Raw genomic sequence first — 16,204 nt, 5'->3', positions numbered from 1 at the left:
CGATTCAGATGGCCAAGTTTTTTATTGAACGCCCCATTTTTGCGTGGGTGATCGCCTTGTTTGTGATGGTGTTGGGCGCTGTTTCCATCACCCAGCTGCCGATTTCGCAGTACCCCCCGGTGGCGCCGCCATCAATTTCGATCAATGCCACCTATCCTGGTGCCTCTGCCAAGACGCTGGAAGACAGTGTGTTGTCGGTGATCGAGCAAGAGATGAACGGCTCACCCGGGCTCATCTACATGGAGGCAGTGGCCCAGGCCAACGGCACCGGCAGCATCACACTGAGCTTTGAACCCGGCACCGACGCCAGTCTGGCGCAGGTGGATGTGCAAAACCGCCTCGCACGTGCGTCACCGCGCCTGCCTTCTGCGGTGACGCAGCAGGGCGTTCGTGTAGACAAATCGCGCAGCAACTTCCTGATGTTTGCCATGCTGTCCTCGACGGACCCGGCATGGAATCCGGTGGCGCTGGGCGACTACGCGTCGCGCAGCATCGTGCCAGAAATTCAACGCTTGCCTGGCGTTGGCCAGGCGCAGTTGTTCGGTACCGAGCGTGCGATGCGCGTGTGGATCGATCCAGGCAAATTGCTCGGATTCAACCTCAGTGCGGCCGACGTGGTCGCCGCCATTCGCTCGCAGAACGCTCAGGTGTCTGCAGGCGAAATCGGGGCCTTGCCCAACGTGGCAGGCCAAGGTGTCGCCGCTACCGTGGTGGTCAACGGCCAACTCGGCACCGTCGAAGCTTTTGGCAACGTGGTGCTGCGCGCCAGCGCCGACGGCGCCACGGTGCGCCTCAAAGACGTGGCCCGTATCGAACTGGGTGCGCAGGCTTACGCCACATCGGCCCGCTTGAACGGTGTTCAGGCCGTGGGCATCGGTGTGCAGCAGTCGCCCAGTGGCAATGCCTTGGCCACGGCCGATGCGGTGCGCGCACGCATGACCGAGCTGGAAAAGTTTTTCCCTGAAGGCATGAGCTGGTCAATTCCTTACGACAGCTCGCGCTTTGTGAAGATCTCCATCGAAGAAGTGGCCAAGACACTGGCTGAAGCCATGTTCCTCGTGTTCCTGGTGATGTTCCTGTTCTTGCAGAACTGGCGCTACACCGTGATCCCCACTATCGTGGTGCCGGTGGCTCTGCTGGGCACCTTTGCAGCGCTTTTGGCCATGGGCTTTTCGATCAACGTGCTGACCATGTTCGGCATGGTGCTGGTGATCGGTATCGTGGTAGACGACGCCATCGTCGTGGTCGAGAACGTCGAGCGCATCATGAGCGAAGAGGGATTGCCACCGCTGGAGGCCACGCGTAAAGCCATGGGCCAGATCTCGGGCGCCATCATTGGCGTGACCGTGGTGCTGATTGCGGTGTTCGTGCCGCTGGCGTTCTTCAGCGGCTCGGTGGGCAATATCTACCGCCAGTTTTCAGCGGTGATGGCCACGTCAATCGCCTTCTCGGCTTTCATGGCTTTGTCGCTCACGCCAGCCTTGTGCGCCACCTTGCTCAAGCCAGTGGAGGCAGGGCACCACCATGAGAAGAAGGGCTTCTTTGGTTGGTTCAACCGGGGGTTCTCTCGCACGGCCAAGCGCTACGAAAGCGGTGTGGCGGCTTTGTTGCCACGCGCTGGCCGTACGCTCATCATTTATGCTGCCATCGTGGGCGCCGTCGCGGTGATCTACCAACGCTTGCCCACCTCGTTTTTGCCGAACGAAGACCAGGGCACGATGCTGGTGAACGTGCAGTTGCCGCCCGGTGCTACCCGTGAGCGCACGGAAGACGTGATGAAGCAGGTGGAAGGCTTCATGCTGAAGCAACCTGAAGTTCAAAGCATGGTTGGTGTGCTGGGTTTCAGCTTCTCCGGCCAGGGTCAAAACGCTGCTTTGGCGTTCGTTACGCTCAAAGACTGGTCTGAGCGGACGGGTCCAGGCAGCTCGGCGGAGGGCATTGCCGGCCGTGCCTTTGGTGCCTTGTCGGGCATTCGCGATGCATTTATTTTCCCGCTCAGCCCTCCGCCCATTCCTGAATTGGGTTCGTCGTCTGGCTTCAGCTTCCGACTCCAGGACCGGGCCGGTCTGGGCCGCGAAGCCATGATCAACGCCCGCAACCAGATGCTGGGTCTGGCGTCGAAAAGCAAGGTGTTGGCCGGTGTGCGACCCGATGGACTGGAAGACGCGCCGCAATTGCAACTCGACATCGATCGCGACAAAGCCAACGCGCAAGGCGTGAGCTTCGATGCCATCTCAAGCGCCATCGCGACCTCGCTGGGTTCGACTTATGTGAACGATTTTCCCAACGCCGGCCGCCTGCAACGTGTGGTGGTGCAAGCCGAAGCGTCTGCGCGCATGCAGCCCGATGACTTGTTGCGCATCACGGTGAACAACAGCCAGGGGAAGGCGGTTCCGCTGTCGGCCTTCGCATCGACGCACTGGATCACGGGTCCGATGCAGACCGTGCGTTACAACGGTTACCCCGCCATGCGCATCAGCGGCAGCGCGGCACCTGGACAAAGCACGGGTGCGGCGCTCGCAGAGATGGAGAAACTCGCAGGGCAGTTGCCACGGGGCTTTGGCTTTGAGTGGACAGGTCAGTCGCGAGAAGAAAAGCTGGCCGGCTCACAAGCCATCATCTTGTATGCGTTTGCCATCCTCGCGGTGTTCTTGTGTCTTGCTGCGCTGTATGAAAGCTGGACCATTCCATTGGCTGTGATTCTGGTGGTACCGCTCGGTGTGCTGGGGGTATTGCTGGCCACGTTGCTGCGCGATTACTCGAATGACGTGTATTTCCAGGTCGGGCTGATCACCATCATCGGGCTCTCTGCGAAGAACGCGATTTTGATCATTGAATTTGCCAAGGATTTGCAGGCCGAAGGCAAAAGCGTGATTGAAGCGGCTCTGGCCGCGGCCCACATGCGCTTCCGCCCCATCATCATGACCTCGATGGCCTTCACGCTGGGCGTGATGCCCCTGGCTTTGGCCAGTGGTGCGGGTTCGGCAAGCCAACGGGCCATCGGCACGGGCGTGATCGGAGGCATGTTGGTCGGTACGGTTCTTGCCGTGGTTTTTGTTCCGATCTTCTTTGTGGTGGTGCGCACGCTGTTCAAAGGCAGCGACCGCCAACACCGTCTGGATGCAGCCCAAGCTGCCCACCATGGAATGAAAAACGATGCTTAAGATCTCATCTACCCCTTTGGCCCGGTCTTTTGGCCTGACGCCCATCGCGGCTGCGATGGTCCTCGTGTTGTCGGGCTGCTCTTTCATTCCCACGTATGAGCGCCCAGCAGCGCCGGTGGCTCCGTCACTGGACACGGGTGGCGTGGCCGTTGATTCAGCGACACCCGCCACCGAGATCGCCTGGCGCGATTTTGTCCAGGATGCCCGCCTGCGGGAGTTGATTGCCCTTGCGATTCAGAACAACCGCGATCTGCGTCTGGCCACGCTCAATATTGAGCAGGTGCGCGCGCAGTATCAGATCCAGCGCGCCGGCTTGTTTCCCGCCGTGAACGCTGGTGTCACAGGCAGCCGTCAGAGTTCGGGTGATGACACCATCACCAATGCTTACACCGCGGGCCTGACCATGAGTGGCTGGGAGATCGATTTCTTCGGGCGGGTCGCCAGCCTGAAAGAGGCGGCCTTGGCACAATACCTGGCCAGCGAAGAGGCTCGCAATGCGGCGCAAACCAGCTTGGTGGCCGCTGTGGCGAGCAGTTGGCTCAGTTTGCAAACCAGCGATGAGTTGCTGGCCTTGACGGTGCAAACGCTCAAGACCCGTCAGGATTCCTTGCACCTGACCCAACTGCGGTTTGACAGTGGGGTGTCTTCGGCGCTGGACTTGCGCCAAGCCGAGTCGTTGCTGGCTTCGGCACAAGGGACGTTGGCACAGCTACAACGCCAGCGATCGCTGGACCTGAATGCGTTGACCTTGCTGGCAGGGCAGCCGATACCGTCCTCGGTGCTGCCAACGTCTGGCGCATCGCTACAGCAGTTCAGTGCTGTGCCTGTGGGCTTGTCCTCAGAGGTGCTGATTCAGCGGGCCGACATTCGGGCTGCGGAACACCAGCTGATCGCCGCCAACGCCAACATCGGCGCCGCGCGCGCGGCCTTTTTCCCGCGCATCTCGTTGACCGCCAGCTTGGGCACTGCGAGCGATGAGCTTTCGGGCTTGTTCAAAAGCGGGTCGTGGGGCTTTTCGCTGGCGCCGCAGGCGCTGTTGCCCATCTTCGATGCGGGTCGCAATCGCGCTGGTTTGCAAGTGGCGAAAGCCCAGCGCGATATCGCGGTGGCGCAATACGAAAAAGCGATCCAAACCGCATTTCGCGAAGTGTCCGATGCGTTGGCTGGGCGCGCGACCTTGGTCAGACAAGGGGAGGCTCTGAAAGCCCAGGCCGATGCGGAATCAGAGCGCTTCCGGCTGGCCGAGCTGAGGTACCGCAACGGCATCGCCAGCTTCCTGGATGTGCTGGACGCACAACGATCGCTGTTCACGACCCAGCAGGCATTGAGTCAGACCCGACTGGTTCAGCGGCAGAACCAGGTGGCGCTGTACAAAGCGCTGGGAGGCGGCTGGAAGCCATAAGGGGATTGAGCCCCCACGCTCCGCCGCTGTGCGGGTCGCTGCCCCCCTGGTGGGCTGACCTTGCTCGGGGCGGCCCTTCGCTGCGGTCGTTCGGCCCCCACGCTCCGCCGCTGTGCGGGTCGCTGCCCCCCTAGGGGGCTGACCTTGCTCGGGGCGGCCCTTCGCTGCGGTCGTTCGGCCCCCACGCTCCGCCGCTGTGCGGGTCGCTGCCCCCCTAGGGGGCTGACCTTGCTCGGGGCGGCCCTTCGCTGTGGTCGTTCGGCCCCCACGCTCCGCCGCTGTGCGGGTTGCTGCCCCCCTAGGGGGCTGACCTTGCTCGGGGCGGCCCTTCGCTGTGGTCGTTCGGCCCCCACGCTCCGCCGCTGTGCGGGTCGCTGCCCCCCTGGGGGGCTGACCTTGCTCGGGGCGGTCCGGTGCCGAATCAATTCGGCTTGGGTAAGCTAGACCTTGGGCAGGTTGTAGAAATTCAGGATGTAGTTCCAGGCATCCTGAGGGTCGTCCACATACGTGAAAAGCTTGAGGTCATCTGGCGAAATCGTGCCTTCTTCCACCAGCACGTCCAGGTTCAGCAGACGCTTCCAGTAGTCGCTGCCAAAGAGCACGATGGGCACGGGTTTGGCTTTGCCGCACTGCACCAAGGTGATGACCTCAAAGAGTTCGTCGAGTGTGCCGAAGCCGCCCGGGAATGCCACCAGGGCTTTGGCGCGCATCATGAAGTGCATTTTGCGCAGTGCAAAGTAGTGAAACTTGAAACACAGCTCGGGCGTAATGTAAGGGTTGCCCGACTGCTCGTGCGGCAATGCGATGTTCAGGCCGACGTTGGGCGCACCTTCGTCGTGCGCGCCCCGGTTGGCGGCTTCCATGATCCCGGGACCGCCACCTGTGCAGATGTAGAGCTGGTCTTCCTTGGTACAGCGCGCGCTGTGCCGCGCCACAATGCGTGCAAACTGCCTGGCCTGGCCGTAGTAGGCCGAGTTGCGCAGCAGCGCTTGAGCGCGGGCGATGGCTTTGGCGTCGCCACTGGCCTCTGCCACCGCCAATTGCTCTTGGGCAATGGCGGCCTCGCGCACACGCGCGCTGCCAAACACGACCACGGTGTTGTCGATACCCAGATCCTGCTGTGCCAGGTCGGGTTTGAGCATTTCGAGTTCAAAACGGATGCCGCGTGTCTCGCGCCGCAGCAAAAATTCGGGGTCGGCAAAGGCCAGGCGGTAGGCATCGGCCTTGAGCGAGTTGCCGCTGTTGGCATGGGCCTGTAGCTCGGCCCAGGCGTCGGTCAGGCGCCGTTCGGTGAAGGTTTGTGTCAGGTGTTCTGTGGATTCCATAAATTATTCCCTCTTGTTTTCTAAAGACCTAAAGCAAGCGCGAGTGGCACAAACAGTATGGCCAGCGCATTGCCCAGCATGATCATCGCACCCACTTTGTCGGGTTCCTGGTGGTAACGCTCGGCGAGCATGAACTGGATCACGGCGGGCGGCAGTGCGGCAAACAGCAACAGCTGACCGCGCGCCGCACCCTCCAGGTCCAGCGCCCAGGCCAGCGGGATACCGATCGCCAGCCCGATGATGGGGCGGGCGAGGGCGCCCAGCATGCCGAGAGCGAAACCCGATCGCGTGAGGGCTGTCAACCGGGTGCCCAGGGCAAACAGCATCATGGGCAGCAGGGCGTCGCCGAGCAACTTCATCCCGGACATCAACACCTCAGGCGGCCGTACCTCTGTGAAGGCACTGGCGAAGCCCAGCAGGGTCGCGACCATGAGGGGGCTGAGCAACAGGTCGCGCGAGCGGGCGCTTTGGCTGGTGATGCGCGCGCCCAGTGAAAAATGCAGCAGGTTGCTGACCGAAAACAGGGCCACAGCTGCACCGAAATGCTCAGAACCAAAGGCCAGCAGCGCCAGGGGCAGGCCCATGTTGCCGCAGTTGTTGAACATCACCACCGGGACCAGGGTGCGCGGCTGTGCGCCAGTGAGCTTGGCCAGCGGCAAGGCCAGCAAGCCACTGCCCAGAATGAGCACCGCGCCGCCGATCAGCAAGCTCCAGTGTTCAGCGATCTGAAAGTCTTTGGCCGCCAATGCGGAATACACCAGGAATGGGGCCAGCACATCGAGGGCGATGCGGTTGAAGGACGACATGTCCGGGCGTTTGCGCAGCGCGTAGCCATAGCCGATGGCTACGATGAAAAACACCGGGATGATGACGTCGGCTATTCGGGCGATCAGGTCCATGGAATTTCGAGCTTAAGGAAAAATGCAAAAAGGCTCCGGATGGAGCCTTTCTCTGCGCTATCGCGCCACCTTTGTCTGCGCCGTTTCGCCATCAGGCCGCCTCAAGGCAAAACAGCCCCCTGGGGGTCCGGCGACCCGCGCGGCAGTGGAGCGCGGGGGGGGCACCAAGATCCTTAGACGCGCTTGCGGTATTCGCCGGTGCGGGTGTCGATCTCGATCTTGTCTTCTTGTGCCACAAACAGGGGCACGGCCACTTCAAAACCGGTGGCGATTTTGGCAGGCTTGAGCACTTTTCCGGAGGTGTCGCCTTTGACAGCAGGCTCGGTCCAGGTGATCACGCGCTCGACGCTGGTGGGCAGTTCCACGGAGATGGCCTTGCCGTCGTAGAACACCACTTCAACGGTCATGCCGTCTTCGAGGTAGTTCAGGGCATCGCCCATGTTTTCGGCTTCTACTTCGTACTGGTTGAATTCGGTGTCCATGCAGACATACATGGGGTCAGCGAAGTAAGAGTAGGTGCACTCTTTCTTGTCCAGAATGATCTGGTCCATCTTGTCGTCGGCCCGGCAAACCACTTCGGTGGCCATGTTGTTCAGCAGGGCTTTGAGTTTGAGGCGCACGGTGGCAGCGCCACGGCCACCACGGGCGTATTCGGTTTTCAGGACGATCATAGGATCCTTGCCGTGCATGATCACATTGCCGGCGCGGAGTTCTTGAGCGATTTTCATAAGCGTTCCAGGGTTTGAGCCGCAAGTTCCGGCAAGACGGCGAGGTCTGGGAACGGTACTGATAGCAAGCATCTGTGCGGCGAGACAGATGGTTGGCGGGCAAGGCAGGGGCGTTTCGCCTCGAGCAGTTTTCCGCAAAGCCTTGAATTTTATCGCTTTTTTGCAACGAATTCGAGGAGTTGGGTGACCAGGTCGGGTTGGGCCAGCAGCCGCTCCCTGGCCGAGAGCGCGCAGCCGCGCCATTCATCGATCACAGCCCAGCCCGGCCAGACGGGTCCTGACGGGGTTTCGATCCCATTCCAATGGCGGTGAAACTGACGCCAGGAAGCCGGTGCCTGCAACCAGTCGAGAAAGGCTTCCAGCTTGGCGTGGTGGGCGTTGTCGTGCTGCGGGTAGAGGTGCCACACAAAAGGCTGGCCGGCCCAGAGGGCGCGCACCAGTGAATCTTCTCCACGAACACAGTTGAAATCACAGGCCCACAGCAACCGGTCAAAGTCGGTCTGGGGCAGGGGGGGCAGCCGGTGCACGGGTGCGTCAGGTACCACCTGCGCCACCGCGGCCTGCGCCCGCCCATGGGCAATGAACCACTGGCTGGGCGTGGGATCGAGAGCGGCTTCGTGCAACACGGCTTCCAGCACGGGCGGTTCGTAGCAAAACAGGCTCACCCGGCGTGTGCCCGAATCGCAGGGCAAGCCCTGTTGCGTCAGCCAGGCGGGTGCGTCGAATGCCGCGCGAGCGGCCATCAGCCCGGCCTCGCGAAGGAGGCCGCCGGTGGCAGGCGTGAATCCTGGGTAAAAAAACCATTTGCTTTGCCCGTTGAGCGGGCCACTCATGATGGGCGAAGGCAGGCGGTGGAAGCGCTCCACATACGATTCTGCACTCATGTACTCCAGGTTGACCCACACGGGCGGCGCGTGTCCATCCACCAGCCGTTGCGTCAGCCAGGCCACCCACTCGGGCGCAGGGTCACAGCCAAAGGCCTCGACCCACACATCGGCGGGCTGCGCGACTTCGGTCGCCCCCGAGGGCAGTGGTTCGGTCCAGTGGTGCACCTGCACATGGGGCACTCGGCCTTCCAGCGCGCCGGGCGCCATCCAGGCGAGGGCTTCAGGCACATCGATCCACAGGCGCACCGATTGCCCCTGCGATGCCAGCGCCTTGCAAAAGCGCCAGCAGACCCCGATATCCCCCAGGTTGTCAATGACGCGACAGAACACGTCCCACAAAGGGCGGTCGGCGGGTGGGGCGGGCGTCGCGGTCAGAGGCATGGCCCCGATCTTGCCGTATTTGTGGCCGCCGGCTGGCGCGGGAGGCCTCGGTCATTCACCGTTCACAATACGGACCCATGGCGTCAGAGCATTCCGAACAACTGTTGAACGAGGTCGCGGCCTTGCCGGGCTTGCCCGGGGTCTACCGCTATTTCGATGCCCAGGGGCAATTGCTGTATGTGGGCAAGGCGCGCAACCTCAAAAAGCGGGTCAGCAGCTATTTCCAGAAAACACTGGATGGCACACGCATTGGCCACATGGTCAGCCGCATCGTGCGCATGGAAACCACCGTGGTGCGGTCAGAGGCCGAGGCCCTGCTGCTCGAAAACAACCTGATCAAGACGCTGAACCCCAAGTTCAACATCCTGTTCCGGGACGACAAGAGCTACCCCTACCTCAAGATCACGGGCACCCGGGAAACCTACCGCACGGCAGGCCCCAAGCCGCCACCCTCGATCGCCTTTCCCCGCATGGCCTACTACCGCGGCGTGGTCGACAAGCGCCACAGTTATTACGGGCCCTTCCCCAGCGCCTGGGCTGTCAAAGAATCGGTGACCCTGCTGCAAAAGGTGTTCCGGCTTCGCACCTGCGAAGACACCGTGTTCGCCAACCGCACCCGGCCTTGTCTGCTCTACCAGATCAAACGTTGCAGCGGCCCCTGTGTGGACCTCGTCGACAGCGAGGCTTACGGCCGCGACGTGCGGGACGCCGAAGCCTTTCTGCGCGGTGAGACCCAGGCCGTGCTGGACACGCTGGAGGCCCGCATGATGGCGCACGCTGAGCAGCTGGAGTTTGAGCAGGCGGCCGAGATCCGCAACCAGATGTCGGCCTTGTCCCGTGTCCTGCACCAGCAGGCCATGGACAACGTGTCGGACAAAGACGTGGATGTGCTGGCGGTCAAGGTGCATGGCGGGCGCGCCTGTGTGAACCTGGCCATGGTGAGGGGAGGGCGGCATCTGGGCGACCGCCCCTATTTCCCCGCCCATGTGGACGACGCCACACAAATCGACCGCGCCCTGCGAGAGGCGGGAGAGGTCCATGAGGTCGGTGAGGGCGATCCGGTGGACCAGGTGGCCGTGCAGGTGCTCGAAGCTTTTATTGCCCAGCATTACCTTGGTGTGGCGATGCCTTTCATTCTTGTGACCAGCCACAAGGTCGGCACCTCGTTGCTCGATGCCTTGAGCGAACAAACGGGGCAGAAGGTGAATGCGGTGCACCAGCCCCGCGAGCACCGCCGCATCTGGCTGGAGATGGCGCAAAAGAATGCCGAAATCGCGCTGGCCCGGCTGTTGGCTGAAGAAGGCTCGCAGCAGGCGCGGACACGCGCGCTGGCCGATGCCCTGCAATTGCCCGACGATCAGCTTGACACGTTGCGGGTCGAGTGCTTCGATATCTCGCACACGGCCGGCGAATCTACCCAGGCCTCTTGCGTCGTGTTTGAAGACCACAAGATGCAAAACAGCCAGTACCGGCGGTACAAGATCGAGGGCATCACACCAGGCGACGATTACGCAGCCATGCGCCAGGTGCTGTCGCGGCGCTACAGCAAGGTGGCCGAGGCCCAGCGCGCAGAACTGGAAATAGCCGCAACAGAAGACGCGTCGAAAGTTGCGGCGGAGGGCCCCGCATTGGCCGCAGCGCCAGCGTCCGCAGAGGAGTCCGCGACTGAGACCGCGACCGATCCCGCCAGCGGCTTGCCAAAAGGCCCCCGCATGCCCGACCTGGTCTTGGTCGATGGCGGCAAGGGCCAGGTCAGCATGGCCCGTGAAGTGTTCCAGCAGTTGGGTCTGGACCTGTCGCTCATCGTCGGTGTAGAAAAAGGCGAGGGCAGGAAAGTGGGCCTGGAAGAGCTGGTCTTTGCCGATGGCCGAGAAAAGGTGTACCTGGGGCACGATTCGGCCGCGCTCATGCTGGTGGCCCAGATTCGTGACGAAGCCCACCGCTTTGCCATCACCGGCATGCGGGCCCAGCGCGCCAAGGTGCGCACGGGGTCCAGCAAGCTGGAAGACATTCCGGGGGTGGGGCCGAAGAAGCGCGCTCGCCTGTTGCAGCGGTTTGGCGGCGTGCGCGGGGTGGCCAGCGCCAGCGTGGAAGACCTTTGCACGGTGGAGGGGATCTCCAGCGATCTGGCGGATACGATTTACCGTGCATTGCGCTGAGTGAACCCTTTTGGGGGGTGCAGCCGAGTTGAGTTCAAAGGAGAGGGCGACATGCAGGCGGTTTGGGGTTACGTTCAATCCATGTGGCAGCAGGCGTGGCAAGGGGATGTGCAAGCGATCCTGTTTTGGGTCGCGGTGTATTGCGGGGTGGTGGGCATTTATTCCCTGGCTTTTCAGCTGCGCATCCGCCGTTGGCCTGCCGCACCCGGGGTGCTCGCCCAAGCGGGGGTGGAGCGGTGGGGGGGCCCGGAATGGGTGAGGTCCGACCAGCAGTACAGCCTGAAATCAGCCTACCGTTACCGGGTGGACGGGCGCGTCTACGAGGGGCATCGGGTATCAACATGGGTGATGGTGGCCAGCCACAACGGGCGCTTTTTACTCGAAGCCCAGCTGAAAGGTGTTCAGCGCCATCCTGATGGCACGGTGTCCGTGTTTTACAACCCGAAGCGACCCCACAAGAGCTTTTTGATCCAGCCCGGTAGGGTCGGATTGCTGATCACCTGGGTCATCATCCTGGGCCCGGCGCTGTTCTACTGGAGCCGGTTTCATGGTGGTTGAGTGCGTTGTTCGTGCGTCGGCGGAGCAGGGGCTGGGTCAAGGTGACAACGTTTTGAACGCCCTGTGCCTGCTGCGCCCATAATCTCCACATGTTTTTTAACCTCCCGACACTGCTGACCTGGGCGCGCATCGTGGCCATCCCGTTGATCGTCGGGGTGTTTTATCTCGACGGTTTCAGTACCGCCGAACAAAACCTGATCGCCACGGTGATGTTCGTTGTGTTTGCGCTCACCGATTGGGCCGACGGCTACCTGGCGCGCCGCCTCAACCAGACCTCGGCCTTTGGTGCCTTTCTGGATCCGGTGGCCGACAAGATTCTGGTGTGCGCCAGCGTGCTGATACTGGTGCATCTGGGTCGCGCCGATGTGTTTGTCGCGCTGATCATCATCGGGCGTGAAATTGCCATTTCGTCGCTGCGCGAATGGATGGCCATCATCGGAGCCACCAAGAGTGTGGCGGTGCACATGGTGGGCAAGCTCAAAACCACTGTGCAGATGGTCGCGATACCCTTTTTGCTGTTTGACGGGGTCGCCCTCGGCGTGGTCGACACGCGTATCTGGGGCACCTGGCTGATCTGGGCCTCGGCTGTGCTGACCATCTGGTCGATGGTGTATTACCTGCAGAAAGCCTTGCCCGAGATTCGCGCCCGGTCACGCTGAGGCGCCAGCATGTCGTCCTCGAGTCAAGACAACGCATGGCTGCGCGCCATGCCCTGGGTGTTTGTGCTGATCTGGAGCACCGGGTTCATCGTGGCCCGCTTTGGCATGCCACATGCCCCGCCGATGAAATTTCTGGCGGTGCGGTATGCCCTGTCCATTTTGTGTTTCCTGCCCTGGATCTGGGTGACCCGCGTTTCGTGGCCCAAAGACCGCAGGCAGTGGCTCCATCTTTCGGTCACTGGCGTGTTGATGCACGCGGGCTACCTGGGCGGTGTGTGGGCGGCTGTAAAAGCCGGCATGGGCTCAGGCTTGTCGGCTTTGATCGTGGGCATACAGCCCGTGCTCACCGCCATCTGGCTGAGCGCCATGGGCGGGTCCGACGGGCACGTCTCCCGGCGCCAGTGGGTGGGCTTGCTGCTGGGCTTTGCTGGCCTGGTGCTGGTGGTGTCCCGCAAGTTTGGCGCTGGCGGCCCGGGCGATCAGGCCAACTGGGTGAACCTGGGGTTTGCCGTGATGGCCTTGCTGTCCATCACCGCCGGTACCCTGTACCAAAAGCGCTTTGTAAAGCCTTGTGACGTGCGCAGTGCAAACACCGTGCAACTGCTGGCCGCGCTGTTGGTGACATTGCCATTGGCCCTCGCCGAGACCGAAAGCATGCGCTGGAATGGCGAGCTGATGGGCGCCATGGCCTGGTCGGTGCTGGGGCTCACACTGGGCGGCAGCTCTTTGCTGTACCTGTTGATCCAACGCGGTGCGGCGGCATCGGTGGCCACCCTGATGTACCTGGTGCCACCCTGCACAGCGCTGATCGCATGGACGCTGTTTGACGAGCCCATTGGCCCGATCACCATCGCTGGTATCGCGCTCACAGCACTGGGCGTGAGCCTGGTGGTGCGTCCACCCCGAGCGGTCTGATCCTCCATGGCTCCTCGCTAAATGCCTGGGCCACAAAGTCTGTCAGCAACCGGATTCGGCGGGGCACCTGGGCCCGGTAGGGCGCCAGCCAGTGGATGTCTGCATCGGGCATGGAATACGCCGGGAGCACCTGAATGAGCGCTCCGCTGGCCAGCTGGGGTGCGACGTCCCACAGGCTGCGCAGCATGATGCCTTGGCCGCTCAGGCACCAGTCCCGCACCATCTCGCCCGAATTGCTCGACAACGGCCCCTGTACAGGTACATGGTGGGTTTGTTGATCGTCGGCGTTCCACAGGCGCCAATGGTCGTAGCGCTCCCCAGGTCCCGTCCCGTTTTCGCGCACCACCAGGCAATCGTGGGTGGCCAGTGCACCCGCTTGTCCGGGAACGCCACGCCGGGCCAGATAGGCAGGACTGGCCACAAGCACACGTTGGTTGGGCGCCAGGCGCCGGGCCATCCATTCGGCGCTGCGCTCGCCGGGCAGTGCCCAGAGCCAGACGGCCGCATCAAACCCCTCAACCGCCAAGTCGGGCAGTTGCTCTGTGAGCTGCAGCTGTACCGTGACTTTTGGGTGGTGCGCCTGAAACGCGGCCAGTACCGGGCCCAGCCAGCGGCGGCCGAAGCCGAAGGTGGCCGCCAGACGAATGGGCCCTGTGGGTTCCCGGTGGTGCTCGCGCAGCTCCGATTCCACCGATTCGAAGGCCTGAAGCAGCCCCACCGCCCGATCGCACAAGGTTTCGCCCTCGGCCGTTGGGCTGACCCGCCGGGTGGTTCGTTGAAACAGGCGCAGCCCCAAGCGGGCTTCCAGCGAGGCCAGGCGCTTGCTGACCACCGGCGGTGCGACACACAGCGTTTGAGCGGCCTGCGCCAGGCTGCCATGGCGGCGCACCGCCAACACGAGTTCAAGGTCGGATCGGTCCAATTGATTCCTTCAGGGCAATAATTCGTTTTCCTATTCTTGCTCAAAATGGCGATACGCTGAGGACATGCTGGATTATCTGACTGTCAAAGCCGTTGAGAGAGCAGGCGTGCGCCTGCACTCGCGTTCGGGTGGTCATGGCCCCGCTTTGTTGCTGTTGCATGGGCACCCGCAGAGCATGACCATGTGGCACCGTGTACTGCCGACCCTGATGGCGCGTTTCACCGTGGTGCTCATGGATGTGCGGGGTTATGGCGATTCGGCACGGCCTGCGGCCACCACCGACCACCAAGCGCACAGCAAAAGAACCATGGCGCTGGACGCCATCGCGGTGATGCAGGCGCATGGGTTTCACCGGTTTTCAGTGCTCGCACACGACCGTGGCGCGCGCGTGGCACACCGGCTTGCGGTGGATCACCCTCAAGCAGTCGCACGCCTGATGCTGCTCGATATTGCTCCCACCCTGGCGATGTACCAGCAGACCACCGAAGCCTTTGCGCGGGCTTATTGGCACTGGTTTTTCCTGATCCAGCCATCGCCGCTGCCCGAAGCACTCATCGCGGCCGACCCAGCGCGTTACCTGCACAGCGTCATGGGCAACCGGTTTGCGGGCCTGGGCGTGTTTCACCCTGCCGCGCTCGCGGAATACGAGCGGTGTCTGGCACTGCCCGGCACCGCTGAGTCGATTTGTGAAGACTACCGGGCCAGTGCCAGTCTCGATCTTGAGCACGATCGCGCCGATTTGGCCGCCGGCCGAAAGCTGGTGCAGCCCCTGCGTGTGCTTTGGGGTGAGCACGGCACCGTGGCGCGTTGTTTTAATGTGCTCGAGTTGTGGCGCGAATGCGCCACGCATGTCTCGGGTGCGACTTTGCCCTGCGGGCACTACCTGGCCGAAGAAGCGCCCGATGCCTTGATCCAGGAAGTCCTTGCCTTTTTTCTCGAACATCCCGACAGGAGTCAGTCATGAACAAAAACCCTTCCAAAACCCATCGCATCGCCGTGATCGCGGGCGACGGCATTGGCCAGGAAGTGATGCCCGAAGGTCTGCGTGTGATGGAAGCCGCGGCCACCCGCTTCAACATTCCGCTGGCCTTTGATCACTTCGACTTCTCCAGCTGCCGCTACTTTGAGCAGCACGGCAAGATGCTGCCCGACAACTGGAAGGAGCAGATCGGCGGGCACGATGCGATTTACTTTGGCGCTGTGGGTTGGCCCGACAGCGTCCCGGATCACATTTCGTTGTGGGGCTCGTTGCTGCTGTTCCGCCGTGAGTTCGACCAGTATGTGAACATCCGCCCAGCGAAACTCATGCCCGGTGTGACCGCCCCGGTGGTGCGGCGCGATGGTTCGCCCCGACAACCCGGTGAGATCGACATGGTGATCGTGCGCGAAAACACCGAAGGTGAATATTCAAGCATTGGGGGGCGCATGTTCGCGGGCACCGACCGGGAAATCGTGGTGCAGGAAACGGTGATGTCGCGGATCGGCGTCGATCGCGTGTTGCGCCACGCCTTTGAGGTGGCGCGCTCCCGCCCCAAAAAGCACCTGACCAGCGCGACCAAGTCCAACGGCATCGCTATCACCATGCCTTACTGGGACGAGCGTGTGGCCGAGATGGCCAAGCAGTACCCCGACATCACTGTCGACAAATTCCACATTGACATCCTCACCGCCCATTTTGTGCAACGGCCCGATTTTTTGATGTGGTCGTGGGCAGCAATTTGTTCGGGGACATCCTGAGCGATCTGGGCCCGGCCTGTACCGGCACCATCGGCATCGCCCCCAGCGCCAACCTCAACCCCGATCGCGTCCACCCCTCGTTGTTTGAGCCGGTGCACGGGTCGGCACCCGACATCGCAGGGCGCGGCATTGCCAATCCGATAGGCCAGATCTGGTGCGGCGCCATGATGCTCGATCACCTGGGCTACCGCCAGGCGCACGACGCTGTGATGTCCGCGATTGAAGCCGTGTTGCAACCCGGAAGCGGAGCGCCACGCACGCCTGATCTCAATGGCTCGGCGGGCACCGCCGATGTCGGGAAAGCCATCGCTGCGGCGCTGGCGTCTTGAGTTCGATTCGGGTTGATGGGTGTGGGGTGTGGTTGTGTGGGGAATTTCTCTGTGCAAATTTCACACTCTGCACCTGAGCTGTGGCTTGTTGCGTCTAGAATATTTGGTTTCGCGCTGTCTGCGCCGCATCTTCTGAAGA

The 16,204-nt window shown here is 62.3% G+C and carries 12 protein-coding genes and 1 pseudogene; 8 read left to right on the top strand and 5 right to left on the bottom strand.

Annotated features, from left to right (window positions below):
- Window positions 1-8 precede the first annotated feature (8 nt).
- Both E5678_RS07530 and E5678_RS07525 read left to right on the top strand, forming a co-directional pair.
- Window positions 9-3,164: an efflux RND transporter permease subunit gene (locus E5678_RS07530; RefSeq protein ID WP_136177942.1), complete on the top strand. Its 3,156-nt coding sequence runs from the start codon at window positions 9-11 to the stop codon at window positions 3,162-3,164.
- Window positions 3,157-4,566, top strand: coding sequence for an efflux transporter outer membrane subunit (locus E5678_RS07525; RefSeq protein WP_136177941.1), 1,410 nt, complete (start codon window positions 3,157-3,159; stop codon window positions 4,564-4,566). The genes E5678_RS07530 and E5678_RS07525 overlap by 8 nt, the downstream gene beginning before the upstream one ends.
- A gap of 440 nt (window positions 4,567-5,006) precedes the next feature.
- On the opposite strand, the gene E5678_RS07520 is transcribed toward E5678_RS07525, so the two are convergent.
- The 4 genes from E5678_RS07520 to earP all read right to left on the bottom strand — a co-directional run bounded on the left by E5678_RS07520 (window position 5,007) and on the right by earP (window position 8,786).
- Window positions 5,007-5,891 carry a TIGR00730 family Rossman fold protein gene (locus tag E5678_RS07520; RefSeq protein ID WP_136177940.1) on the bottom strand — a complete coding sequence of 295 codons (885 nt, stop codon included), beginning with the start codon at window positions 5,889-5,891 and terminating at the stop codon, window positions 5,007-5,009.
- 20 nt (window positions 5,892-5,911) lie between these two features.
- A complete protein-coding gene (locus E5678_RS07515; protein ID WP_210732007.1) occupies window positions 5,912-6,790 on the bottom strand; it encodes an AEC family transporter in 879 nt (292 codons plus the stop codon).
- Window positions 6,791-6,963: 173 nt separating this feature from the next.
- Window positions 6,964-7,518 carry an elongation factor P gene (gene efp / locus E5678_RS07510; protein ID WP_136177939.1) on the bottom strand — a complete coding sequence of 185 codons (555 nt, stop codon included), beginning with the start codon at window positions 7,516-7,518 and terminating at the stop codon, window positions 6,964-6,966.
- Window positions 7,519-7,667: 149 nt separating this feature from the next.
- Entirely contained in the window at window positions 7,668-8,786 is a 1,119-nt protein-coding gene (gene earP, locus E5678_RS07505; RefSeq protein ID WP_136177938.1) for an elongation factor P maturation arginine rhamnosyltransferase EarP, read from the bottom strand.
- Between the two features lie 77 nt (window positions 8,787-8,863).
- Here earP and uvrC point away from each other — a divergent pair, with 77 nt between their 5' ends.
- The 4 genes from uvrC (at window position 8,864) to E5678_RS07485 (ending at window position 13,077) form a co-directional block, all read left to right on the top strand.
- On the top strand, window positions 8,864-10,945 hold the full coding sequence (uvrC, locus tag E5678_RS07500; RefSeq protein ID WP_136177937.1) for an excinuclease ABC subunit UvrC: 2,082 nt from the start codon (window positions 8,864-8,866) through the stop codon (window positions 10,943-10,945).
- A 51-nt stretch (window positions 10,946-10,996) separates the two neighbouring features.
- Window positions 10,997-11,503, top strand: coding sequence for a DUF3592 domain-containing protein (locus E5678_RS07495; RefSeq protein ID WP_136177936.1), 507 nt, complete (start codon window positions 10,997-10,999; stop codon window positions 11,501-11,503).
- Between the two features lie 89 nt (window positions 11,504-11,592).
- Window positions 11,593-12,162 (top strand): CDP-diacylglycerol--glycerol-3-phosphate 3-phosphatidyltransferase, encoded by a 570-nt coding sequence (gene pgsA, locus E5678_RS07490; protein ID WP_136177935.1) that lies wholly within the window; start codon window positions 11,593-11,595, stop codon window positions 12,160-12,162.
- Between the two features lie 9 nt (window positions 12,163-12,171).
- A complete protein-coding gene (locus tag E5678_RS07485) occupies window positions 12,172-13,077 on the top strand; it encodes a DMT family transporter (RefSeq protein WP_136177934.1) in 906 nt (301 codons plus the stop codon).
- On the opposite strand, the gene E5678_RS07480 is transcribed toward E5678_RS07485, so the two are convergent.
- Window positions 13,028-13,999: a LysR family transcriptional regulator gene (locus tag E5678_RS07480; protein WP_136177933.1), complete on the bottom strand. Its 972-nt coding sequence runs from the start codon at window positions 13,997-13,999 to the stop codon at window positions 13,028-13,030. The genes E5678_RS07485 and E5678_RS07480 overlap by 50 nt on opposite strands.
- Window positions 14,000-14,063: 64 nt before the next feature.
- Between E5678_RS07480 and E5678_RS07475 the strand changes: the two genes are divergently transcribed.
- Window positions 14,064-14,963 carry an alpha/beta hydrolase gene (locus E5678_RS07475; RefSeq protein WP_136177932.1) on the top strand — a complete coding sequence of 300 codons (900 nt, stop codon included), beginning with the start codon at window positions 14,064-14,066 and terminating at the stop codon, window positions 14,961-14,963.
- Window positions 14,960-16,065 (top strand): annotated as a pseudogene (locus E5678_RS07470) (isocitrate/isopropylmalate family dehydrogenase). Before E5678_RS07475 ends, E5678_RS07470 begins: the two are co-directional and overlap by 4 nt.
- Window positions 16,066-16,204: the final 139 nt, after the last annotated feature.

Origin of the sequence: Hydrogenophaga sp. PAMC20947, assembly GCF_004795855.1 — a bacterium.
Classification (GTDB): Bacteria; Pseudomonadota; Gammaproteobacteria; order Burkholderiales; family Burkholderiaceae_C; genus Hydrogenophaga.
The sequence above is the reverse complement of the archived record's forward strand: the minus strand, read 5'-3'. Positions and strand labels throughout refer to the sequence as shown.